Origin of the sequence: Hypericibacter adhaerens (assembly GCF_008728835.1) — a bacterium.
Lineage (GTDB): Bacteria > Pseudomonadota > Alphaproteobacteria > Dongiales > Dongiaceae > Hypericibacter > Hypericibacter adhaerens.
Genome location: NZ_CP042582.1, coordinates 3,810,312 through 3,832,931 on the forward strand (window position 1 = coordinate 3,810,312; position 22,620 = coordinate 3,832,931).

The window sequence follows — 22,620 nt, forward strand, 5'->3', positions numbered from 1 at the left end:
GCCGGCCCCGGCCTTCCTCGTCCCGGCCGCTCCATGCCGGACGGCGCGGGCTCGGACGCGGGGTGTCGTTGAACCGCGCCGCACCGCCTTGCTATCGTCCGAGGCGACCGTTGGATCGCCGGTCACTGGGTCTTGGCGCCCGGTTCCGGCTCCAGACCCATTAGCAAAAATGGCATGTGATCACAAGCGATGTTATCCTATTTTTCTCGGCATACCGGTCCCGGCCCCAAGGGATCGGGTGTCGCCGCGGCCTTTGACCGCCATTTCCCGGCCATGAGGGGCAAAGGCTTGCGCGGCACCGGTGCCGCCGCACGCTGGACCAGGCCGAACGGAGTTTGCGCATGACCAAGCCTCCCGCCAAGAAAACCGCCCGCGCGAGCCTGTCGCTCGACGCGTTACCGGCGGCGCGCCCCAAGCGCGCCGAGAGCGGCCCGTTCGAAGTGCCGAAGCTGCAACGCAACACGCTCAACGACGAAGTCTACGACCAGCTGAAGCAGGCGATCATGGCGGGCCGGCTCGAGCCCGGCGTGCGCATGACCATCCGCAGCCTCGCCGCCGCCTTCGGCATCAGCCTGATGCCGGTGCGCGAGGCGCTGCGCCGGCTCGTGGCCGAGCAGGTGCTGGAGATGCTGCCCAACCGCTCCGTGGCGCTGCCGGTCATCACCCGCGAGCGGTTCCGCGAGATCACGCAGATCCGCATCTCGCTCGAAAGCCTAGCGGCGGAGGAAGCGGCCGGGCGCGTGACCGACGCCGACATCGAGACGCTCGATCGCCTCAATGCGGCGATGGAGAAGCCGAACGCGGCGCAGTCGCCGGGCTATCTGGAGAGCAACCGCGAATTCCATTTCTATCTCTATCGCAAATCGGGCCTGACCATCCTGGTCTCGCTGATCGAATCGCTCTGGCTCCAGATCGGGCCCCTCCTCACCATCCAGCAGGCGGCGATCGCCCGGACCCCGACCCCGCCGCAGGTCCATCATCATGTCCTGCTCCGGGCGCTGAAGAAGCGGGACGCCAAGGCCGCCGGCCGCGCCATCGGCGCCGATATCGACGATGCGGCGAAGATCATCGCCAAGGCGCTCTAGCCTCGCCCGCGGATGACGATCGAATTCGCCGAGATCACCGCCGAAGGCCGCGAGCTTCGTCTCGAATATCGCTGGATCGCGCGCGAACGCGCCGGGGCGCCGCTCGTCGTCTTCCTGCATGAAGGCCTGGGATCGATCGCCGCCTGGCGCGACTACCCGCTTGCCCTCTGCGAGGCGGGCGGGTTCCGGGGACTGGTCTATTCACGGCCCGGCTATGGCCGCTCCACGCCGCGCAAGCGCGAAGAACGCTGGACGCTGGACTATCTGCATCGCCAGGCGACCGAGATCCTGCCCGCCCTTCTGCGCGCGGCCGGCGCCGGCAGCGAGAGGCCCTGGCTCTTCGGCCATAGCGACGGCGGCACCATCGCGCTGCTCTATGCCGCGCTCAGGCCCGAGGCGCTCGCCGGCGCCGTGGTGGTGGCGCCGCACTATTTCGTCGAGGAGAAGGCCCTCGTCGGCATCGCCCGGGCGAAGACCGCCTACGAGACCACGGATTTCCACGACCGGCTCGCGGTCTACCATGTCGATCCGGATTCCGCCTTCTATGGCTGGTGCGACGCCTGGCTCAGCCCCGAGTTCCGCAACTGGAACATCGAGGCCGAGCTCGGCTGCATCCGCTGCCCGCTGCTGGCGATCCAGGGCCACGAAGACGAATACGCGACGATGCAGCAGATCGACGGCATCAAGGCGCAGGCGCCGCAGACCGAGCTGGTGAAGATCCCCAATTGCCGGCATTCGCCCCATCGCGACCAGCCGGCGATCCTGACGCAGGCGACGGTCGATTTCATCCGCCGCCAGGATCGACGGGCCGCCGCACCGGCGACGGCCCGCTGAGCTTCAGTTCCGCAGCAGGAGCCCGCCATCCACCGGCAGCTCGACGCCGGTGATGTAGCTCGCCTGGTCGGAGAGCAGGAACAGGGTCGCGTTCGCCATGTCCTCGGCCGTGCCGATGCGCTTGATCGGGATATAGTCGGCCACCTGGCGGCGGATATCGTCGGTGCTCCAGCGCGCCTGGAGCGGCGTCAGGGTGGCGCCGGGCAGGATGCTGTTGGAGCGGATCTTGTCGGCGGCGAGCTGCATGGCGAGCGAGCGCGAGAAGGCGCAGACCGCGGCCTTCGAGGCCTGGTACGCGTCCTGCGGATGCGGATCGCCGCGCATCCATTGCACGGTCGAGACATGGACCATGGCGCCGCCGCCCGTCTTGCGCATGAAGGGCACGGCGGCGCGCGCGGTATGAACCATGCTCTTGAGATTGATCGCCATCACCTCGTCCCAGACGCCCAGATCCATCTCGAGCGCCGACTTGTCGCGGCCGAACCAGAGAACGCCCGCGACATTGGCGAGATAGTCGAGCCGGCCGGCGCGCTGGTGGGCGGCGGCGATGGTCTTCTCGACGAAGGCGAGATCGCGCAGATCGCCCTGCGCGAACTGGATGCGGTCGCCCAGCGCCGCCAGGCTCTCGGGCTTGCCCTTGAGGTCGATCGCCGTGACCTTGGCCCCGGCCTTGGCCAGCGCCAGCGCGATCGCCTCGCCCATGCCGCCGCCGGCGCCCGTGACCACCGCTGACTTGCCGCTGAAATCGTAGGCGAGCATCCCGAACCTGCCTTTTCTTCCTGTCTCCCGCGAGGCCCGTCAGGCCGCCGCTATGCGTAAAAAGCATACATCCGGGCCTTAGGGCTGAATACGAAAAAATTTTCCAAATCGGATAATCGCGCTAGACTTGCCGCCAGTGGGCATCATCGAGCACAGCCCAATCATCGCCAATCCCGCCATCCAGGAGCCATCATGAACATCGCGGTCAATACCCAGGGCCAGCCCCTGGAGGTCGTCTCTCCGGTCGACGGCAAGGTCTATGCCCGCCGCAGCTATGCCACCGGCGCCGAGATCGAGGCGGCGCTGTCGCGCGCCGAGGCGGCCGCCCGCGACTGGGCCCGCACGCCCCTCGAAACCCGCGTGGCGCTGGTGGCCCGCTTCGGCCAGGAGATGGTGAAGCGCGCGCCGCAGCTCGCGGAGACGCTCGCCTGGCAGATGGGCCGGCCGCTCTGGCAGGCCGACGAGACGCCGCGCCTCAAGCTGGTGGGCGACCTGGCCGCCCAGGCTGCCGGCAACGCACTGGCCGAGGAGGGCTATCCGGCCGATCCCGGCATCCGCCGCTTCGTGCGCCGCGTGCCTCATGGCGTGACGCTCGCCATCTGCGCCTGGAACTATCCGGTCGCGATGATGGGCTATCTGGTGACGGCGCCCTTGATCGCCGGCAATGTCGTGATCTTCAAGCATTCGCCCCAGACGCCGCTGACGGCCGAGATCGCGGCCGAGGCCTTCGCCGCCGCAGGCCTGCCCGACGGCGTGTTCCAGGCGGTGCATATGACCCATCCGGACGCTGAGAAGATCATCGGCACGGGTCGCTTCCGGGCGGTCAACTTCATCGGCTCGCTCGCGGGCGGCAAGCGCGTCCATGCGGCCGCGGCCGGCACGCTGACCCAGGTCCATCTCGAGCTCGGCGGCAAGGATCCCGCCTATATCCGCGCCGATGCCGATATCGAGCGCGCCATCCCGCTCATGGTCGAGGGCTGCTATTCCAACGCCGGCCAGTCCTGCTGCTCGGTGGAGCGGATCTATGTCCACAAGTCGGTCGCCAAGCGGTTCACCGAGGCCTTCGTGGCCGAGGCGAAGAACGTGACCCTCGACCATCCGATCACCGGCAAGCAGCCCTATATCGGCCCGGTCGTCCGGGCGGTCGCGGCCACGACCATCCGCAACCATGTGGCCGACGCGCTGGCCAAGGGCGCCAGGCAGGCGCTGGCGACCGGCCGCAGCGCGGCCCGCGATCTGGGGCCGGCCTATGTCGAGCCCGAGGTCCTGATCGACGTGAACCACGCGATGGCCGTGATGCGCGACGAGACCTTCGGGCCGGTCGCCGCGATCCAGACCGTGAGCGACGATGCCGAGGCGGTGCGACTGATGAACGACACCGAATACGGCCTCACGGCCAGCGTGTGGACCGCCGACAGCGAGACCGGCGTGGCCCTGCTCGATCAGGTCGAGGCCGGCACGGTCTATCTCAACCGCTGCGACCATGCCGATCTCTACCTGCCCTGGGGCGGCCTCAAGAACTCGGGCACCGGCCGGGTCAATGGCCGCGAGGGGCTGCTACAGGCGACGGAGACCAAATCCTTCCATGTCCGCACCCGTTTTGTCTGAGGCGCAGACCGAAGACATCGCCGCCGCTTCGATCCGGACGATCGCAGGCCACACCGCGCCCGGCATTCTCCTCATCTGCGAGCATGCCGGGCGCGCCGTGCCGGCGCCCTGGGCCGATCTCGGCCTGCCCCGGGCGCTGCTCGACACTCATTTCGGCTGGGACGCCGGCGCCGGCGCGCTGACCGAGGCCCTGGCCGAACGGCTGAAGGCGCCGGCCATCCTCGCGACCTGGTCGCGTCTCTTTCTCGACATCAACCGCTTCGAGACGGACTGGGACGTGATGCGACCCGACTTGGCCGGCATCCCGGTGCCGGCCAATATCGCGCCGGACCCGGCCGACCGCGCCCTGCGCGAGCGCGTTGCCCGAAAGCCCTTCGACCGGGCCACGTTCGACCATCTTGCCGGCTTCGCCGCCTCGCAGCGGCCGGCCGTCGTCTCGATCCACAGCTTCACGCCGCTGGTGAACGGCAAGGATCGGCCGACCGAGATCGGCGTGCTGTGGCGTGAGGCCTGCCGCATGGGCCCGCCGGTGCTGACCGCCCTGCGCCGCGAAGGCCGCTTCTCGATCGGTGACAACGAACCCTATGACTGGCGCCAGGTCGAGGGCTATACGCTGCGCCGCTACGCGCTCGACCGCGACCTGCCCTGCCTCTATCTCGAGATCCGCAACGATCGCCTCGCCACCCAGCGCGGCGTCGACGCTATCGCCGACAGCTTGGCACCGGCGCTGGCAGCCTGTGTCGCGGGCCTCGGCCGCTGAGAGGCACCTGCTGTCCCGCCATCGCGGCGCCATGGACAGGCCGGTGGCGGCAACGCTACAAGAAAGAGCGATTTGCCAAATCGGAAAGGGAGGCTCGCGGCACCTTGCGTCGGCCCATCGTCCTCGCCAAAATTCGCGAAATTCGCAAGGCCAAAGGCCTGACTCTGGAACAACTAAGCCGTAGCAGCGGGCTTTCGGTTTCCCAGCTTTCCAAAATCGAGAACGGGAAAGCGCGCCTCACCTTCGATACCGCGTTGGTGCTCTCGGGCCTGCTCAAGGTCCCGGTCACAGCCTTCCTTTCGAGCCCGACTTCCGCCCCCGTGGCGCGCCGCTCGATCACGCGGGCCGGTAGCGGCATCGTCCATAACACCGCCGGCATGAAATTCGAGGTGCTGTGCAGCGATTTTCGCGAAAAACGCAATGTTTTCTGGCGCGTGGTGATTGCGGGCAAGACCGTCGAGGAGACCGGCGGCTGGCGCAGCCATCCGGGCGAGGAGTTCCTCTTCCTGCTGGAAGGTCTGCTCGACATTCATACCGAGCATTACGAGCCGGTGCGGCTCAAGCCGGGCGACAGCATCCTTTTTGACGCCAACATGCCCCATGCCTACGTTTCCCACGGCAAGCGCGACGCGGTGGTGCTGATGTCGAACACCGTGCCAGCCGACGGCGAGCTGCCGACCCTCGCCGGCCAGCGCTGATTTTCCGACAGTTTTCCAAAAACGAAAATCACCTTGCAGATCGGAAAAGCGGCTCCTACGATCCTCCGGCGGGGAGGGATCGCGCGGCTGTGCTTTCGGTCCGGAATGTCAGCAAGAGCTTCGGGGGCGTACATGCGTTACGCGACGTCTCGCTCGCCTGCGGCGAGAGCGAGATCCTGGGGCTGATCGGGCCCAACGGCGCCGGCAAGTCGACCCTCGTCAATGCCATCTCGGGCGTCCTGGTGCCCAGCCAGGGCCATATCGCACTGGATTCCGAGGATCTGACCGGCCGCGGCCCCGAGCATGCGGCGCATCTGGGCGTGGGGCGTACCTTCCAGAATCTGCGCCTGTTTCCCTCCATGACCGCGCGGCAGAACATCGAGGTCGCCCATATCACCTGCCGGCGGCAGCGTCCCGCGGTTGCGGCTGCGATCGATGTAGAGGCTCTGATGGCGGAGTACGGGCTCGACGCGGTCGCGGATCGGCCGGCCGGGACCCTGCCCTATGGCCAGCAGCGCCGGCTCGAGATCGTTCGCGCCCTCGCGCTGGGCCCGAAGCTTCTGCTGCTGGACGAGCCGGCCGCGGGCATGAACGACTATGAATCCGAAGAACTGGCCCATGCCGTCCAGCGCATCCGCGACCGGACGCGGGCGGCCATCATCGTGATCGATCACGATCTGCGCTTCATCATGTCGGTCTGCGACCGCATCTGCGTCCTCGACATGGGCGAGGTCGTCGCCATCGACGCGCCCGCGGCGATCCGCGCCAATCCCAAGGTGATCGATATCTATCTCGGCCAGATGAATTGACGACCCTGAGCGAACAGACCCAACGAACAAAACGGTAGGTAGGGAGGTAAGGTTCATGAAGACGGCAACAATCATGCCGCTGGCCGCGCTGGCGGTCCTGGCGGCGACTTACGGCGCGGCACCCGCCATGGCGGCGGACAATGTCGTGAAGATCGGTATCGCGGTGGCGCTGACCGGCCAGCTGGCTCCGTACGAGGAGACCGAAGGCGCCCGCTGCATGGCAGACAAGCTGAACAAGGCCGCGGGCCCCAACGACCCCAAGGTCATCGTCGAGACGGCCGACAACCGCTCGGATTCGCAGCTCTCGGTCTCGCTGGCCCAGAAGTTCCTCGATGACGGCGACCAGATCGTCGCCGGCGTGCCCTACCCCGACGCCCTGATCCCGATCGCGACGATGGCCCAGGGCTATGGCGCCACGGTCTATTCGGCACCGAACACCCAGGTCGAGATGCAGGAGATCGGCGTCGACAACTTCTTCGCCGGCGCCGTGCCCGATCCGATCAATGCCGCGGCGACCGCGGCCGAAGCTTACAAGGAAGGCGCCCGCAAGGCGGTATTGCTGACCTCGGAGGATGTCGGCTCCTGGTCGGCCAAGCTGCCGGAATGGTTCGGTGAGGCCTTCACCGGCTGGGGCGGCAAGGTGGTGGGCAAGTTCAATTACAACTTCGGCATCACCGACTGGTCGCCGCAGATCGCCAGCATCAAGGCGCTGCCCGAGAAGCCGGACGTGATCCATGTCAGCGGCATCCTGCCCGATATCGGGATCCTGATCCGCCAGCTCCGCGCCAACGGCTATGACGGCTGGATCGTCGGTTCCGACGGCTTCGACGACCCGTCGCTCGAACCCACGGTCGGCAACCCCGCCTATCTCGACAAGGTCATCTTCGCGACCCACGGCCTCGTCGGCATGGGCGGCCCGATCGACGAGTTCCTGGCCCAGTGCAAGACCGAGGGCTTCAAGGTCAACGGCATCTTCGATGCACTCGGTGCCGACATGGTGATGGTGGCGGCGGCTGCCGCCAAGAAGGCTGGCACCACCGACGCGGTCAAGCTGCGCGAGGCGATGCGGGCCGAGGGCGGCTATCCGGGCCTGACCGCGCCGACCATCTCCTTCTTCGAGCATAAGAGCTATCCGGTGAAGACCGTACCGGTGATCGGCTTCGAGAACGGAAAGCGCGTGCTGCTGACCGACGCGATGCCGACCAAGATCCCCTATCTGAAGTGAGAGCGGAATCGGACCGGCAGCAGGTGCCCCAATCGCCCCTGCTGCCGGTCCGGCCCCTTCTCGCTTCGGGCGCTGCCCGCCACCCATGCTTTTCGTCGAAGGTCTTTCGGTCCATTACGGCGCCATCCGGGCTCTCCATGGCGCCTCGATCCGCGTGGGCGCGGGCGAGTTCGTCGCCCTGCTCGGCCCCAACGGCGCCGGCAAGACCTCGCTCATTTCCGGCATCGCCGGCTTGGTCGCGGCTGAGGGCAGCGTGGTCTTCAAGGGCAAGCAGATCATCCGCCTGCCGACCGAGGATCGGATCCGGCGTGGCCTGACGATGACGCCCGAAGGCCGGCATGTCTTCGCCAACCTGACCGTGGCGGAGAATCTGCGCCTGGGCGCGGCGATCCGTACCGACGCCGAGGCGGTGGCGGCGGATCTCGAGAAATATCTTACCCTGTTCCCGATCCTGAAGGCCCGCTACAACCAGCTGGCCGGCACGCTCTCGGGCGGCGAGCAGCAGATGCTGGCGATCGCGCGCTCGATGATGTCGCGCCCCAGTCTCCTGATGCTGGACGAGCCCTCGTTGGGACTGGCGCCGCGGATCGTGGCACAGATCTTCGACTATATCGGCGTCCTCAAGGCCGAAGGAGTGACCCTGCTGGTGGTCGAGCAGAACGTGATGCAGGCGCTCAAGATCGCCGACCGGGCCTATGTGATCAGCACCGGTGTGATCCGCCACGAGGGGCCGGCGCAGGAGCTGCGCGAGGATCCGCGCCTGATCGACCTCTATTTGGGGAGCTGAAGAGCCCCGCGATGGACTACGCGATCCAGCAGTTCTTCAACGCGCTCGCCTTCGGCGCCGAATATGCGCTGATCGCGCTGGGGCTTGCCCTCGTCTATTCGATCATGAACCTGATGAACTTTGCCCATGGCGAGATCATCGCCTCGGGCGGCTATGCCATGTATCTGGCGGTCCTGATCGGCGTCGGCTCGCCCTGGCTGGTGGCGCCTGTGGGCATCGTCGTGGCCGCTGTGACGGCCATGCTGTTCGAGCGCATCGCCTTTCGACCGGTTCGCCACGCACCGGCGACGACAGGCCTCCTGACCGCCTTCGGTGTCAGCATCGTGGTCCAGAATCTCTTCACCCTCTTGATCTCGCCCCGGCCACGCGCCGTTCCAGTCCTGACCGGCCTCAACCAGACCATCTTTATCGGCCCCTATGCCATCTCCTCCCTGCAGCTTCTGGAGTTGGTGACGGTCGCGGTCGCCATCACCGGATTGGCGCTGTTCCTGAAACGGTCGACGCTGGGGCTCGCGATCCGCGCCGCGACCCGCGAGTTCTCGACCGTCCGCCTGATGGGCGTGCGCGCCAACCGCGTGATCGCCGCCGCCTTCGCCCTCTCAGGACTGCTCGCGGGCGTTGCGGCCATCTTTATCGTGGCGCGGCGCGGCAGCGTCGATCCGGATTTCGGCTTCCAGCCTGTCATCAAGGCGTTCGTCGCCTGCGTGCTGGGTGGCTTCGGCTCACTGGGCGGCGCCGTCTTCGGCGGCATGCTGCTGGGCTTCCTCGATGTCGCCATCGTGATGCTCTTGCCCCAGGATATGGGCGGGCTCAGCGACGCCATCACTTACTCGATCATCGCCGCGCTGCTGGTATGGCGTCCGGACGGACTCCTGGCGCGCCGGATCGAGCTGGGCGACAAGGAGATCTGATGACGGCATCGGCTTCCCTGTCCGCGCAAGACGCCGCTGCCGTCAAGGCCGCGGCCCGCAAAGCGCTGCTGCGCTCGGCTCTGGGCGGGCTTCTGACCGCGCTGCCGATGGTGATCATCGGTCTCCTGATACTGGAGTTTGCGCCCAACTATCTCGTGCGCATCGCCTTTGCCGCCTATGTCAACCTGCTGATCGTGCTGGGCCTGCAGGTCTTCATGGGCAATTCGATGGTGGCCAATCTGGGCCAGGGCGCTTTCGTCGGCATCGGCGCCTACACGGTCGCGATCCTCGCGACCCCGATCGCCATGAAGAAGATGTCGATCCCCAACGCGCCCTTCGGCCTCTCCCATATCGCCCTCGACCCGCTGCTCGCAGCCGGCGCGGGCCTGGGCCTCACCGGCATCGTTGCCTTCCTCACCGGGATCGTGGTCGCGCGGGTCTCGGGCGAAGCCGCGACCATCGTGACCTTCAGCCTGCTCATGATCGTCCATTCGGTCTTCATCCATTGGACCGATCTCTTCAAGGGCGCCCAGGCCTTCTTCGGCATCCCGCAGGTGGTGAACCTGCAATGGGCGGTGGCCCTTTCGGTCGTCGGGATCATGCTGGCGCGCCTGTTCAAGGACAGCCGGGTGGGCTTGCAGCTGCGCGCGAGCGCCGAGAGCCTGCTGGCGGCGCGCGCCTTCGGGGTCGATGTGGTACGGCTGCGCCTGATCGCCTGGGTCGTGGGCGCACTGTTCTGCGCCGCGGGCGGCATCCTCTATGCCTATTTCATGGGTACCATCAATGCGCGCGCGTTCCATTTCGAGCTGGTGCTGACCACGATCGCCATGCTGATCCTGGGGGGCTTGCGGACCGTTTCCGGCGCTGTTGTCGGCTGCGCGGTCCTCTCCATCCTGCTCGAAGTGATCCGCACACTCGAGAACGGTGTCACCATCGCCGGAATCGACCTGCCGTCGATGCCAGGTCTCTCCGGCCTCGCCATGGGCGGTGTCATCGTGCTCGGCATGATCTTCCGCCCCAAGGGCATGATTCCCCGCCTCGAGTTCGACGAGCTGCTGCGGCAATGGTTCGCCCGCCGCGCGCCGGCCGCGGCGGCTGCCGGATCGACCGACGATCCGGAAGATGACGGCAAAGCGAGCAAGACGAGGTAGACCATGGCCACGGAATTCGAGAATGCGGTTTCGGCTCGCAAGGCAAAGCTGCAGGCGCTTCAGCGCGAGCTCGCCGAGAAGGGCGCCCGCTTCATCCATGTGCATATGCCGGAGATCAACGGCGTCTTCCGCAGCAAGACCACGCCCTTCAAGCTCTCCTATAACGGCGACGCGCTGAACGGCATCCTCTATTGCGTCGCCCACAGCGACGGCAACCCGATGCCGGTGCCGGTCTTTCCCGGCCCGATCAGCAGCGACGACAACGGCTATCCCAACATCATGGCCCTGCCCGACCCCGCGACCGTGCGCCAGCATGGCTGGGATCCGCGCTTCGCCTCGGTGATCCTCAACTCCTTCATGCTGGACGGCAGGCGCTGCGGGCTCGATCCGCGCGCCATCCTGCAGGACCAGGAGGACCGCGCCCGCAAGCTGGGATTCGAGCCGATCTTCGCGCTGGAGTACGAGTTCGGCATCTTCCACGCGGACCACGACCTGATGCGGGCCGGGCGCTATCGCGAGCTCAAGCCCTGGGGCCATTCCTTCGTCAATTACGACCTGGTCCGCAGCGCCGACTATCAGGGCTTCATGGCGGAATTCATCGAGCGGCTGGCGAGCGTCAATATCGGCGTGGCCTCGGTCGTGACCGAGTACGGCTACGGCATGTACGAATTCGCGCTGGCACCCAAGCCGGCGCTGGAGGCGGCCGACGACGCCATGCGGGCCAAGCTTCATCTGCGCGAGCTCTGCGCCGAGCGCAACATGGTCGCGACCTTCATGACCCGGTTCCAGACGCCGGGCCGCGAGAGCGCCTGCGGCGGCCATCACCATCAGAGCCTGTGGCGCGACGGCAAGAACGCGTTTGCCGCCGGCGCCAACAAGCTGAGCGAGGTCGCGCAGCACTATCTCGCGGGCCTGCTGACGCGGCTGCCGGAATCGCATCTGCTGTTCCGGCCGACCGTCAACTCCTATCGCCGCCTCGACCGCGGCGCCTGGTCGCCGGAAGACGCGTCCTGGGGCTACGAGAACAGGACCGCCGCCGTCCGGGCCATCACCACGCCCACCGCCGACGCGGCGCGCTTCGAACATCGCGTGCCGGGTGCCGACATCAACCCCTACCTCTCGATCGCGGCGATGCTGGCCGCCGGGCTCGACGGCCTTGAGGAGAAGATGGCGCTGGAGCCAGCGGCTCCCGGCAACCCCGCGAGCCTCAACCGGCCCGCCCTGTCCCGGACCTTGAAAGGCTCGATCGAGCGCTTCGCCGCTTCGGCCTTCATCGACCGGGTGTTCGGGCCCGAGTTCAAGAGCCACTATGCGATGAGCCGCCAGGCGGAAATCGACGCCTTCGACAGCTGGATGGCCGCGCAGATCACGGACTTCGAGTTCCAGCGCTACTTCATCGGAACCTGATCGCCGGCCGCTATTGCGGCTTCTTGGCGATGATGTCGAGCAGGCGCTGCGGGATCTCCTCGCTCAGCAGCGTCTTGCCCAGCTTGCGCGTACGGCGGGCCTGCAGGCGAAGCTTCTCCACCCTGACGGCAATCTCGGGATTCGCCTTCAGATAGGCCTCGACCTCGGCGAGCTGCGATTGATCGAGCCGGCCTTCGACATAGTCCTGTAATTTTCGACTCGAGACCCGTCTCGGCATCTCTTGTCCCGCACCTCGTCCCCTTGTCGCTCGCTTGCGGCCGTCCCCGAGCCCGCATCCGCGGTCGAACTTGCCATAGCACAGTTCCACCACGTCAAACTTTGGTCGGAAGGACCGGTTCCATGACGGCCATTCGCGAACCTATAAACAACGTGATGGCGGCTCTCTAACTCCCTGTGACGACAGCAGAGATCGGGGATGCCACAAGCTTCCCACGCCGCGCACTCTTCCCAGCCGAATTTTTTCGGGCCATGTCTGTTCACGTGAACGCGCCGAAGGACAACGAACAGCGATAGCGATTCCCGAACGCCGACAAGAGACAACGATCCAGATCCTCGCCGACAGGCACAACAACAAGAGGTCAGATCCAATGCTCGAAGCGAATTTGCAGTCGACGCCGATTCCGGAATTCACCGATCCCGAGACGACGTTCGGGCTCCCGGAAAACCTGATGATCAACTCGACCTTCGCCGATGACGCGAAAGTCACCGTTCTCAATCTGTGGAAGCACGACCTCGTGCTGCTGATGACGGCAACCGATGAGAACATGCCGGCGCGCAGGGGCGAACCGCCATACGTGTCCGGAGAGAGCACCGCAGAGATGTTGCGGCGTGTCTCGAACGTCCTGCTGGCACTCGACGCCGGTCGGACCGACCCAACCCACCGCGCGTAAATCCTCGTGCGGGCCCTCTGGCGGGAAGCCAGGGGAGGACCCGCGCGAACGACGCCAACGGTTTTGGAAGAAGGGAGTTCGCCATGACACCCCGTCCTGCTGACAGCCATTGCGAAAATCACGACATCACGGAGCAGTTCAAGGCGGTGCTGCCGCATCTGCGCGGCTATGCCCGGTCCTTGACCCGCAACGCCGACGCCGCGGACGACCTGGTTCAGGATGCGCTGGTGCGAGCCTGGGCCTCGCGGGAGCAGTTCGCGCCCGGCACCAATTTCCGCGCCTGGATGTTCACCATCATGCGCCACCGGTTCCTCGACGAGTGCCGCCGCAACAAGAGCCCGCATCTCGCGATCGAGGATGTGAGCGGCCATGCGGCGCTGGTCAGCGGCCCGGCACAGGACTCGTCCATCGAGTTCGAAGAGATGGCGTCCGCCTACTGGCAGCTGGCGCCCAACCATCGGGAGATCCTGATGCTGGTAGGGGCGCTGGGGCTCGAATATGAGGAGGCCGCCTCGGTCATCGGCTGCGCGGTGGGCACGGTGCGCAGCCGCCTGTCGCGGGCGCGCAACGAGCTTCAGAACAAGATCGAGCACGGGGCCGGCCGCCTGACGCGGCCCTCGACGCTCGGCCGGCCTCGCTCCCGGATCGTCGCCGCCAAGGAGTTCCTGCGGCTTCTCAATGCGGCCTGAGGCGGTGCCGGCGATCGTCCCCCCCGATCGCCGGCACCGCCTGACGGAGCCACCTCGCGAAGCATGGTGCCTTGCGAGGTGGCTTCCCGACCTGCCGCCTCCCGTTCCTCCCTGTCCTTGCCGCCCCGGACGGTCCCCTCGAGGGAACCGCCCGGGGCGGGCTTCGTTGCCCGATCGGATCTCCTTCGAGCCCCGGCCGGCGGGGGCTCCTCTTCGTTTCCACAGAATGGGATAGACCGTCATGAGCCTTTTGCGCGCGCTGGGCCTTATCCTCGCCGCGGGTGGCGGCGTCTTCCTGCCCCTGGGACTGAAAGCCTCCGAAGCTCCCGTCGAGCAGCTGAGCGAAGCCTTGACCGGCCGCTACGCGGATCACACGCTCTGGTACATCGCTGGCGGGCTCGGCGCGATGATCGCCGGCGTCTGCCTGGCGCTGTCGCCCAAGCAGTGATCGAACCGCATCAAGGCTTCCCGTCACGAAAGGACAAGGCACCATGAAGGCAAGCTCCGAGGACGTCTCTCTCAACGCCGTACGCGAGGATCTCGACCAGCTCCGCGCCGATCTGAAGAACGTCATGGAGGCGCTCGGCAAGCTGAACAGCGACGCCGGCGACGCCGTGAAGGACCAGGCGGCCCGGGCGGCGGGAACCATCGGCCGCAAGGCCGAGGACATCTTCGAGAACCTGAAGGGAGAAGGCGACCGCGTCAGCAAGCTTCTGACGACGGCGGTCAACGAGCATCCCTACAGCTCGCTCGCCATCGCGCTGGCCATCGGGATCATCATCGGTCGCACGCTGGATCGGCGGTAGCCATGACAAACCTCGATGCCGGCCTGGTCCGGCTGCTCATGGGGATCGCCGTCCTCGAACGCGCCGAAGCCGCCAAGCGACGGGTCAAGAAGGCCCTGGCCTGGGCCGCCATTGGTCTCGGCGTCGCTCTCGCGGCGGGAGGAACCGCGGTCCTCACCCTGGGCGAGCTCGCGGTCCATCTGCTCGAGCTTCCGCTCGGCCGCGGCAACGCCCTGATCGTCACGGCCGCCGGTTTCGCGATCCTGGCGGTCGGCGGCGGCTACCTCGCCTGGGTGCAGCTGCTGCGCGTTCTCGATCCCACGTCCGGGAAGAAGCCGGCGCCCGCGGCGGGCTCGGCGGGCCTGGACAAGGACCCACTCTGGAATCTTGCCGGCGCGCTTGCCGTCGGCATCGTTGCCGGTGCCTCGCGCGGACGCGACTGACGGCCCAAGGGCTCATGAAGAAACCCCGTCCGGGCTGGCCCAACGGGCCCGTCCGGACGGGGTTCTTCGCAAGCGACGGGCCGGGGCCTGGCGGCCTATATGCGCCCCACCAGCAACAGGACGACGATCACGACGATGATCGTCGAGAAGATGCCGGTGGGGTAATAGCCCCAGTCGCGGCTATAGGGCCAGGCCGGCAGCGCTCCGATCAGCAGCAGGATAAGAATGATCAGAAGAATGGTACCAAGCATGGGGATTCTCCCTCATGAAAGCGGAACGGTGATGAACGGTCGCTGACGCCGGAGGATCGAGCGGCACCGGCTGGTCGGGCGCCGCTCGATCGAGGACGGCATCAGTGATAACGGCGTTCCCAGTCCTTCACCTGGCGCTCGGCTTCGTCCTTCGCGATGCCATAGCGCTCCTGGATCCGGCCGACGAGCTGGTCGCGCTGGCCGGCGATCCGCGTCACATCGTCGTCCGTGAGCTCGCCCCACTGCTCCTTCACCTTGCCCGTCGCTTGCTTCCAGTTGCCGGCGATGGTGTCCCAATTCATGCCCTGTACTCCTCTCGGGTTTGCGGGGCGGCCCCGGCTCGCCCACATACCGAGCAACGCCGGCTTCGGTGCCGGGTTCCGCAAGCCCGTCGGGCGCCGGCGCCTGTGGCATCCCTGTGGTTCCGGGGCCGCCTTAGGAAACCGATCCGGGAACCATCGCCGGGGGAGCCCGTTTTCCGGGGTGTGTCGTCACGGCGGATCGCCTGGCTCTTCCGGCGCCATGCTTCTTCCGCCGCGGACGATGCGGACCGCAAGTGTGGGCACAATGTTGGAGGCTGACATGAAGAGAGTTCCTCTGCTGCTCGCGAGCGGCGCGATGCTGATGGCCAGCGGCGCCGTGTGGGCGGACTCTGCGACCACCCCGTCGGTCCCGGCGCCGCCGGTGGAAAGCCAGACCAGCGCCGCGCCGGTGGCGGCAACGGGTGAAGTCGGCGCCAACCAGCTCGTCGGCGTGGATATCCGCAACGCCAATGACGAGAAGGTCGCCGAGATCAAGGACGTGCTGATCGGCAACGACAACACGGTCGACACCGCCATCGTGAACGTCGGCGGCGTGATGGGCATGGCCGGCCGGAACGTCGCGGTGGCCTGGAATCAGATCCAGTTCTTCCGCGACGCCGACACGATCAAGGCCAAGACCAGCCTGACCGAAGACCAGCTGAAGGCGCTGCCGGAGTACACCTCCGACGGGGGCGTCTGGCATACCAAATAGACCCCGGGCGCCAGAACCTTCCGTCGAGGCGGGAAGGGAGCGTTGACGGCGACGAATGCCGCCGTCACCTCCCTTCCTTGCTATCGGCGAAAAGGATGCGACGTCGGGCCGCTACCAGCGACCCCATCCGTGGCCGTAGTAGCCGCCGCCGTAATAGCGATAGCCGTAATAGGGGTGGTAGTAGTACGGCCTCGGTGCGACGACCACGCCGTAGCCCGGCGGCGCGGGGCTGACGACGCACCCGCCGAGCACGCTTGCCGCGAGAAGCAACGGCAAGCCGAGTTTCAGAATCCTGAGCCAGCTTTTCATTGTCGCGAGGGCCTCCAGGGCCCATTTCCGAACAGGCGGGGAACTGTCCCTGTCCTTCTTTCCCCCTACACGTCCGGCCCCGCAAAACCCGTCGCCCGTCCGGCCTCGATAGGCTATTCAAGGGCCCGTCGAATTCACCTCGGGAGCGGCGGACCATGGATCTCGAATTGTCGGCGCGTGAAAAGGAATTGGCCAAGAAAGGCCGGGACTTCTGCGATCAGGTTCTGATCCCGATCGAGACGGTCGCCGACGAACATGGAGAAGTGCCCATGGAGCGGCGCGCCGCCATCCGCCAGGCGGTGCGCGACTGGGGTCTCGCCGGCATCAATCACAGCAAGGAGAATGGCGGGCTCGGTCTCACCATGCTCGAGCAGACCGTGATCGAGGAGCAGCTCGGCCGCGTCACCAACGGCCTTTGGAGCTGCGTGTGGCGCCCCCCGGTCAGCCTCAAGTTCGGGACGCCGGCGCAGCGGCGCGACTATCTGCAGCCTTCCTGCCATGGCGAGCGGCGCGGCTGCTTCGCCATCACCGAGCCCAATGCCGGCTCCGATCCGCGGCAGGTCGAGACCTCCGCGATCCGCAAGGGCGACCGCTGGGTGCTCAACGGCGAGAAATGGTTCGTGACCTCCTACAACGCGTCGGACTTCATCATCGTCCACGCGCATGTCGACAAGAACCCGGACAAGCCGACCCTGTTCCTGGTCGACAAGCCGGCCCAGGGGCTGGTGCATCTGCGCTCGCCCAAGTTCATGCACAACTTCGCCTTCGACCATGCCGAGCTGCGCTTCGAGAATGTCGAGGTGCCGGCCGACCGGATGCTGGGCGAGGTCGGCCAGGGCTTCGAGCTCACCAAGGACTGGTTCGTGGAGGCGCGCCTGCAGATCGCCTCCCACAGCCTGGGGGCGGCGATCCGCGCCGCCGAGATCGCCAACGACTACGCCGCCGGCCGCATCCAGTTCGGCAAGCCGATCCGCGATTTCCAGGCGATCGAATTCATGCTGGCCGACATGGCGGTCGAGATCTTCGCGGCGAAATCGACGCTCTACCGCGTGGCCGCGGAGATCGATCGCAAGATCGACCGCAAGCTGATCCACGGCCGGGCGAGCGCCCTCAAGCTCTATTGCTCCGAGGTGGCGGGCCGGGTCATCGACAAGGCGCTCCAGATCCTGGGCGGGCGCGGCTATATGCGGGAGAACCCGCTCGAGCGGCTCTATCGCGACATCCGCGTCGACCGCATCTGGGAAGGCACCTCCGAGATCCAGCGTCTGGTCGTGGCGGGGCAGATCAAGAAGCGCGGGTTGGCGGCCTATTCCGGCTGGGAGTGACGGCTGCGGCTCCCAAGACCTTCAAATAAGTCATATTTTACAATTATTTGCCGCTGGAGTACCATGCACCGGTGCACGCCAACAGCCGGGAGCCTGCGATGACGGAAAGACCTTCACGCCGTTCGGGCGGACGCGACGCGCGGATCGCGGCGCGCCAGGCCGCCGATGCCAGCCGCGTGGTGCGGCCGGGGCTCCAGGGCGGCCAGTACCGGCCGCTGTCCGACCGCGATGTCGAGCGCATCCATGAGACGGCGCTCGACGTCCTGGCCGAGATCGGCGTGGCCGATGCGCCGCCCGCCCTGCAGTCGCTGGCGCTCGAGCGCGGCTGCAAGCTCGATCCGGCCGGCCGCCTGCTCTTCCCGCGGATGCTGGTCGAGGACGTGATCGCCAAGGCGGCGCGCGAGTTCTGGGTCTATGGCCGCACGGATTCCCGCTACGACGTCCATGTCGGCGGCCAGCGGGTCCATTTCACCACGGCCGGCGAGGCGGTCACCGTGCTCGACCTGAAGCAGCGCCGCTTCCGCCCCTCCACCCTGCTCGATCTTTACGATTTCGCGCGGCTGGTGGACCGGCTCGAGCATATCCACCAGTTCGGCCAGACCATCGTCGCCACCGAGATCGACGACCCGTTGGCCCATGCCGCCAGCATCGCCTATGCCTGCCTCGCCGGCACGGCCAAGACCTTCGGCATCAGCATCGGCCAGGCCGAGAACGTCGCGCCGATCGTCGATCTCTTCGACATGGCGCTGGGCGGCGAAGGCAAGTTCACCCGGCGCCCCTTCGCCGTGATCGGCTGCTGCCCGATCGTCTCGCCCTTGCGCTTCGCGGAGGATTCGACCGCCGTCCTGATGGAGACCACGCGGCTGGGGCTGATCGGCGACGTCGCGATCGCGGCCCAGGCCGGCGCCACGGCGCCGGCGGCGCTCGCCGGCACGCTGGTTCAGACCGTGGCCGAGACGCTGGCGACGGTGATGGTGGTCAATCTGGTCCGCCCGGGCCATCCCACCACCTTCGGCATCTGGCCCTTCGTGTCGGATCTCAGGACCGGTTCCTTCACCGGCGGCGGCGGCGAGGAAGCCATTCTCAGCGCGGCCGCCATGCAGATCGCCCGCTATTACGACCTGCCGGCCTCGGTCGGCGCCGGCATGACCGATTCCAAGCTGCCCGACAACCAGGCCGGCTTCGAGAAGGGCGTCTCGGTCGCCATGGCGGCGCTCGCCGGCGGCAACTATGTCTGCGAATGCGCGGGGATGCTGGCGAGCCTCATGGGCTGCTCCTTCGAGGCGATGGTCATCGACAACGACATGCTCGGCATGGTCCAGCGCAGCCTGCGCGGCATCGAGGTTAACGACGAGACGCTGTCGCTCGACGCCATCCGCCAGGCGGTGGACGGCCAGGGTCATTTCCTGGGTTCCGACCAGACGCTGGAGCTGATGCAGACCGAGTATCTCTATCCCGAGATCGCCGACCGCCGGTCGGCCTCGGTCTGGGCCGAGAGCGGCGGGCGCGACGTGCTCGAGGCCGCCCATGAACGGGTCCACGAGATCCTCGGCTCGCATTATCCGAACTATCTGGATACCAAGACCGACGCCGCGATCCGGGACCGCTTCCCGATCCGGCTGGCGCCAGCCGACATGCGGGCTGCCTGCGGGCGCTGGTAGCCGCCGGAAGCGCAACCCTGCCGCTCGCGCGGCGGTTCGCCGCAGTCTCCTCCGACCGGACCGCGTTCCTCGCCCGAACGGGATTACAGAACGGTAACAGGCGACCGGTTTTGCTCGCTCACGACATGGCTCCATGTCGCGCGGAATGCATCCCGCGGTAGCGCCACAGAAAAGGCACGATGCGACGGGTTATGCGTTGATCGCAGGTTTGAATTGCGCTTACGATACTTAAATACGCCATCAAATTACCCAGTTTTCAGCCGTTACTGCGCCTTAAGGCGCTGAGACGACGAGCCAAGAAAGGAAGATCAGAACCGACCGCGGCGCGACGCGTGGTTGAGCGATCGGCTCCTCCGAGAGCCGGCACTGGTCTCCTTCTATACCGGGACAAGTGAGGTCAGCGGCTCCGCAGAGCGGTCTGCGGGACACTAGACCTGCGCGAACACAGCGCCGACACAGGATTTGAATGCCTGCCGCGTGTTATGCGGGCAGGAACGAAATTCAGATTCCGGTGTTTGAAAACGGAACAGGCGACGACAGGGATCATGCGCATTTCAAACTGGATCATTGGACTCGTCACAGCGGCTTTCTTCGCCGGCGCCTGGGGCATCACCAATCGTCCCGTCGAGGAGCAGCCCTGGCGCGGCGAGCTGCGCGGGTTGTCCTTCGCGCCGTACAACGACGCGCACAATCCCATGACGAAGGTCGATCCGACGCCGGAGGAGATCTCGAAGGATCTGAAGGCCGTCGCCAGCGTCGCGCGCTCGGTGCGCACCTACACCACCGAAGGCGTGATGATGCAGGTGCCGCGGCTCGCCTGGAAGCAGGGCCTGACCGTCACGGCAGGCGCCTGGATCGGGCCCGATCTCGACGCCAACAAGCGCGAGATCACGAACCTGATCGACATGACGCGCAGCAACGGCAACATCACCCAGCTCATCGTCGGCAACGAGTCCGTGCTGCGCGGCGACGTCACGGTGCCGGAGCTCATGCAGTACATCCGCGCGGTCAAGGCGCTGACGCCGCTCCCGGTCTCGACCGCCGAGCCCTGGCATGTCTGGCTCGCCCATCCCGAGCTCGCCGACCAGGTCGACTTCATCGCCGTCCATATCCTGCCCTTCTGGGAAGGGATCGACGCCGATCAGGCCCTGCAGTTCGTGATGGAGCGGCTCGAGGATCTCGAGCGCAAGTTCCCGAACAAGCGCGTCGTGATCTCGGAAATCGGCTGGCCTTCGGAAGGCCTGACCCGCAAGGACGCGGTCGCCTCCCCGGTCAATCAGGGCCTGTTCCTGCGCCGCTTCCTCACGATCGCCAAGGAACGCAACCTCGACTATTTCGTGATCGAGGCCTTCGACCAGCCCTGGAAGATGCAGGTCGAAGGCGGCGTCGGCGCCTACTGGGGCATCTTCGACGCCGACCGCCACCTCAAGCCCGCGCTCGACGGCGTGCTGATGAACCGGCCGGACTGGCCGTGGCTGTCGCTGGCGACGCTCGCCATCGGCCTGCCCTTCGTGCTCTGGCTGCTGCGCCAGGAGCTGGGGCTCAAGCGCCGCGGCCGCCTGTTCCTCGCCATCCTGGCCCAGGGCGCCGTTTCCGCCACCGTCTGGATCTATGCCGCCTATTCCGGCCTCTACCTGACCGACCTCGATATCGGCGTGCTGAGCGTGATCGCGCCGGCGACGCTGCTCCTGCTCGGCATCTTCCTGACCGAGGGCATCGAGATGGTCGAATGCCTCTGGCGCGGCTCCTCGCACCGGCGCCTGGCGCCCCCGGCGCTGCCCGCCGACGCGCCCCTGCCGATGGTCTCGATCCATGTTCCCTGCCGCAACGAGCCGGCCGACATGATGATCCGCACCATCAAGGCGCTGGAGCGGCTCGACTACCCGAACTACGAAGTCCTCATCATCGACAACAACTCGACCGACGACAGCTGCTGGCAGCCCGTCGAGGTCTATTGCCGCAATCTCGGCCCCAACATCCGCTTCTTCCACCTGCCGAAATGGCCGGGCTTCAAGGCGGGCGCGCTCAATTTCGCGCTGGCCCACACCAACCCCGAGGCCCAGATCGTCGCCACCATCGACAGCGACTACGAGGTCAGCCGCGAGTGGCTGAAGGACCTGGTCGGCCATTTCTCCGATCCGCAGGTGGCCCTGGTCCAGGCGCCTCAGGACTATCGCGACGGCAAGGACGACATCTTCAAGCGGCTCTGCTTCTGGGAGTATGCCGGCTTCTTCCATCTCGGCATGAAGAGCCGGGACGAGCACAACGCCATCATCCAGCACGGCACCATGGCGCTGATCCGCAAGGCGGCGCTGGAGCGCGTCGGCGGCTGGGCCGAATGGTGCATCACCGAGGATGCCGAGCTGGGCCTGCGCCTGTTCGAGGCCGGCTATCGGGCGGTCTATACCGAGAAGAGCTACGGCAAGGGCCTGATGCCCGACAGCTTCGACGCCTTCCGCAAGCAGCGCTATCGCTGGGCCTACGGCGCGATGCAGATCATGAAGACCCATTGGCGCGAGCTTCTGCCCTGGGGCGAGCGCAAGCTCACCCGCGCCCAGCGCTACCAGTTCGTCGCCGGCTGGCTGCCCTGGATCGCCGACGGCTTCCAGCTCCTGTTCGTGGCGCTGGCCCTGGTCTGGACCGCGGGCATGATCCTGCTGCCGCAGTTCATCGAGCCGCCGCTGACCCTGTTCCTCATCGTCACGCTCGGCATGTTCGCCTTCAAGGTGGGCAAGTCGCTCTGGCTCTATACCCAGCGCGTGCCTTGCACCCTGCTCGAGCGGCTGGGTGCCTCGCTCGCGGGCCTGGCGCTCGCCCACACCGTCGCCAAGGCGGTCTGGCGCGGCACCTTCACCGCCAACCTGCCCTTCATGCGCACGCCCAAGCTGGAGAACCAGCCGGCCTTCATCCGCGGCCTGCTTGCCGCCTGGGAGGAGACGCTGATCGCGGCCCTCCTGATCGGCTCGGGCGTCCTCATCATGATGACACGCGGCGTGATCGAGCCGGCGGCCAAGCTCTGGGCCATGCTGCTCTTCGTGCAGGCCCTGCCCTTCGCCACGGCCCTGCTGCTTTCCATGATCAACGCCCTGCCGCTCGGGCAGCGCCGGCGCGTGTCGCTGCCGATGGCGGCCGCGGAGCAGGCCAAGTCGCCTGCCGCCGAGTAAGCCCGACGGTCGGCCGGCGATGGGTATTCCTGCG

General features: G+C 66.8%; 25 protein-coding genes. 20 read left to right on the top strand and 5 right to left on the bottom strand.

From position 1 onward, the window contains the following. The first annotated feature begins 341 nt into the window (after positions 1-341). Together FRZ61_RS16885 and FRZ61_RS16890 are read left to right on the top strand one after the other, a co-directional pair. Positions 342-1,085 (top strand): GntR family transcriptional regulator, encoded by a 744-nt coding sequence (locus tag FRZ61_RS16885; protein ID WP_151118828.1) that lies wholly within the window; start codon positions 342-344, stop codon positions 1,083-1,085. Between the two features lie 12 nt (positions 1,086-1,097). Continuing rightward, on the top strand, positions 1,098-1,919 hold the full coding sequence (locus FRZ61_RS16890) for an alpha/beta fold hydrolase (protein WP_151118829.1): 822 nt from the start codon (positions 1,098-1,100) through the stop codon (positions 1,917-1,919). Positions 1,920-1,922: 3 nt separating this feature from the next. On the opposite strand, the gene FRZ61_RS16895 is transcribed toward FRZ61_RS16890, so the two are convergent. Further along, positions 1,923-2,678 carry an SDR family NAD(P)-dependent oxidoreductase gene (locus FRZ61_RS16895; RefSeq protein ID WP_151118830.1) on the bottom strand — a complete coding sequence of 252 codons (756 nt, stop codon included), beginning with the start codon at positions 2,676-2,678 and terminating at the stop codon, positions 1,923-1,925. Positions 2,679-2,870: 192 nt separating this feature from the next. Here FRZ61_RS16895 and FRZ61_RS16900 point away from each other — a divergent pair, with 192 nt between their 5' ends. The 9 genes from FRZ61_RS16900 (at position 2,871) to FRZ61_RS16940 (ending at position 12,034) form a co-directional block, all read left to right on the top strand. Beyond that, positions 2,871-4,286 carry an aldehyde dehydrogenase family protein gene (locus FRZ61_RS16900; protein ID WP_151118831.1) on the top strand — a complete coding sequence of 472 codons (1,416 nt, stop codon included), beginning with the start codon at positions 2,871-2,873 and terminating at the stop codon, positions 4,284-4,286. Next, complete coding sequence (locus FRZ61_RS16905; RefSeq protein ID WP_191909067.1) at positions 4,264-5,046, top strand: N-formylglutamate amidohydrolase; 783 nt, start codon at positions 4,264-4,266, stop codon at positions 5,044-5,046. The genes FRZ61_RS16900 and FRZ61_RS16905 overlap by 23 nt, the downstream gene beginning before the upstream one ends. A 104-nt stretch (positions 5,047-5,150) precedes the next feature. Then, the gene (locus tag FRZ61_RS16910; protein ID WP_225308860.1) at positions 5,151-5,744 is read left to right on the top strand and encodes a helix-turn-helix domain-containing protein; all 594 of its coding nucleotides are present in this window, start codon (positions 5,151-5,153) and stop codon (positions 5,742-5,744) included. 89 nt (positions 5,745-5,833) lie between these two features. Continuing rightward, on the top strand, positions 5,834-6,553 hold the full coding sequence (locus FRZ61_RS16915; RefSeq protein ID WP_151118833.1) for an ABC transporter ATP-binding protein: 720 nt from the start codon (positions 5,834-5,836) through the stop codon (positions 6,551-6,553). Between the two features lie 55 nt (positions 6,554-6,608). Then, a complete protein-coding gene (locus tag FRZ61_RS16920; protein ID WP_151118834.1) occupies positions 6,609-7,778 on the top strand; it encodes an ABC transporter substrate-binding protein in 1,170 nt (389 codons plus the stop codon). A gap of 85 nt (positions 7,779-7,863) precedes the next feature. After that, on the top strand, positions 7,864-8,565 hold the full coding sequence (locus FRZ61_RS16925) for an ABC transporter ATP-binding protein (protein ID WP_151118835.1): 702 nt from the start codon (positions 7,864-7,866) through the stop codon (positions 8,563-8,565). Positions 8,566-8,576: 11 nt separating this feature from the next. Continuing rightward, a complete protein-coding gene (locus tag FRZ61_RS16930) occupies positions 8,577-9,476 on the top strand; it encodes a branched-chain amino acid ABC transporter permease (protein ID WP_151118836.1) in 900 nt (299 codons plus the stop codon). After that, positions 9,476-10,627 carry a branched-chain amino acid ABC transporter permease gene (locus FRZ61_RS16935; RefSeq protein ID WP_151118837.1) on the top strand — a complete coding sequence of 384 codons (1,152 nt, stop codon included), beginning with the start codon at positions 9,476-9,478 and terminating at the stop codon, positions 10,625-10,627. Before FRZ61_RS16930 ends, FRZ61_RS16935 begins: the two co-directional genes overlap by 1 nt. A gap of 3 nt (positions 10,628-10,630) precedes the next feature. Then, positions 10,631-12,034 carry a glutamine synthetase family protein gene (locus FRZ61_RS16940; protein ID WP_151118838.1) on the top strand — a complete coding sequence of 468 codons (1,404 nt, stop codon included), beginning with the start codon at positions 10,631-10,633 and terminating at the stop codon, positions 12,032-12,034. A gap of 10 nt (positions 12,035-12,044) precedes the next feature. Here the strand turns inward: FRZ61_RS16940 and FRZ61_RS16945 are convergent, their stop codons facing one another. Next, positions 12,045-12,272: an anti-sigma factor family protein gene (locus FRZ61_RS16945; protein WP_151118839.1), complete on the bottom strand. Its 228-nt coding sequence runs from the start codon at positions 12,270-12,272 to the stop codon at positions 12,045-12,047. A gap of 370 nt (positions 12,273-12,642) precedes the next feature. Between FRZ61_RS16945 and FRZ61_RS16950 the strand changes: the two genes are divergently transcribed. The 5 genes from FRZ61_RS16950 (at position 12,643) to FRZ61_RS16970 (ending at position 14,862) form a co-directional block, all read left to right on the top strand. After that, positions 12,643-12,945, top strand: coding sequence for a hypothetical protein (locus FRZ61_RS16950; protein ID WP_151118840.1), 303 nt, complete (start codon positions 12,643-12,645; stop codon positions 12,943-12,945). An 83-nt stretch (positions 12,946-13,028) separates the two neighbouring features. Continuing rightward, complete coding sequence (locus FRZ61_RS16955; protein WP_151118841.1) at positions 13,029-13,634, top strand: sigma-70 family RNA polymerase sigma factor; 606 nt, start codon at positions 13,029-13,031, stop codon at positions 13,632-13,634. A 241-nt stretch (positions 13,635-13,875) separates the two neighbouring features. Beyond that, entirely contained in the window at positions 13,876-14,082 is a 207-nt protein-coding gene (locus FRZ61_RS16960) for a DUF3185 family protein (RefSeq protein ID WP_151118842.1), read from the top strand. Between the two features lie 43 nt (positions 14,083-14,125). Next, entirely contained in the window at positions 14,126-14,440 is a 315-nt protein-coding gene (locus FRZ61_RS16965; RefSeq protein ID WP_151118843.1) for a DUF883 family protein, read from the top strand. Between the two features lie 2 nt (positions 14,441-14,442). Continuing rightward, a complete protein-coding gene (locus FRZ61_RS16970) occupies positions 14,443-14,862 on the top strand; it encodes a hypothetical protein (RefSeq protein ID WP_151118844.1) in 420 nt (139 codons plus the stop codon). 95 nt (positions 14,863-14,957) lie between these two features. Here the strand turns inward: FRZ61_RS16970 and FRZ61_RS16975 are convergent, their stop codons facing one another. Together FRZ61_RS16975 and FRZ61_RS16980 are read right to left on the bottom strand one after the other, a co-directional pair. Continuing rightward, positions 14,958-15,113 carry a DUF3309 family protein gene (locus FRZ61_RS16975; RefSeq protein WP_151118845.1) on the bottom strand — a complete coding sequence of 52 codons (156 nt, stop codon included), beginning with the start codon at positions 15,111-15,113 and terminating at the stop codon, positions 14,958-14,960. A 101-nt stretch (positions 15,114-15,214) separates the two neighbouring features. Further along, positions 15,215-15,415, bottom strand: coding sequence for a CsbD family protein (locus FRZ61_RS16980; protein ID WP_151118846.1), 201 nt, complete (start codon positions 15,413-15,415; stop codon positions 15,215-15,217). 280 nt (positions 15,416-15,695) lie between these two features. Between FRZ61_RS16980 and FRZ61_RS26435 the strand changes: the two genes are divergently transcribed. Beyond that, positions 15,696-16,127, top strand: coding sequence for a PRC-barrel domain-containing protein (locus FRZ61_RS26435; protein WP_191909068.1), 432 nt, complete (start codon positions 15,696-15,698; stop codon positions 16,125-16,127). 111 nt (positions 16,128-16,238) lie between these two features. Here the strand turns inward: FRZ61_RS26435 and FRZ61_RS16990 are convergent, their stop codons facing one another. After that, a complete protein-coding gene (locus tag FRZ61_RS16990; RefSeq protein WP_151118848.1) occupies positions 16,239-16,436 on the bottom strand; it encodes a hypothetical protein in 198 nt (65 codons plus the stop codon). A 155-nt stretch (positions 16,437-16,591) separates the two neighbouring features. Between FRZ61_RS16990 and FRZ61_RS16995 the strand changes: the two genes are divergently transcribed. From FRZ61_RS16995 to FRZ61_RS17005, 3 genes are all read left to right on the top strand, one after another. Further along, positions 16,592-17,761 carry an acyl-CoA dehydrogenase family protein gene (locus FRZ61_RS16995; protein ID WP_151118849.1) on the top strand — a complete coding sequence of 390 codons (1,170 nt, stop codon included), beginning with the start codon at positions 16,592-16,594 and terminating at the stop codon, positions 17,759-17,761. 98 nt (positions 17,762-17,859) lie between these two features. Then, positions 17,860-19,422 carry a trimethylamine methyltransferase family protein gene (locus FRZ61_RS17000; RefSeq protein ID WP_151118850.1) on the top strand — a complete coding sequence of 521 codons (1,563 nt, stop codon included), beginning with the start codon at positions 17,860-17,862 and terminating at the stop codon, positions 19,420-19,422. A 545-nt stretch (positions 19,423-19,967) separates the two neighbouring features. Then, complete coding sequence (locus tag FRZ61_RS17005; protein ID WP_191909069.1) at positions 19,968-22,586, top strand: glycosyltransferase; 2,619 nt, start codon at positions 19,968-19,970, stop codon at positions 22,584-22,586. Positions 22,587-22,620 lie beyond the last annotated feature (34 nt).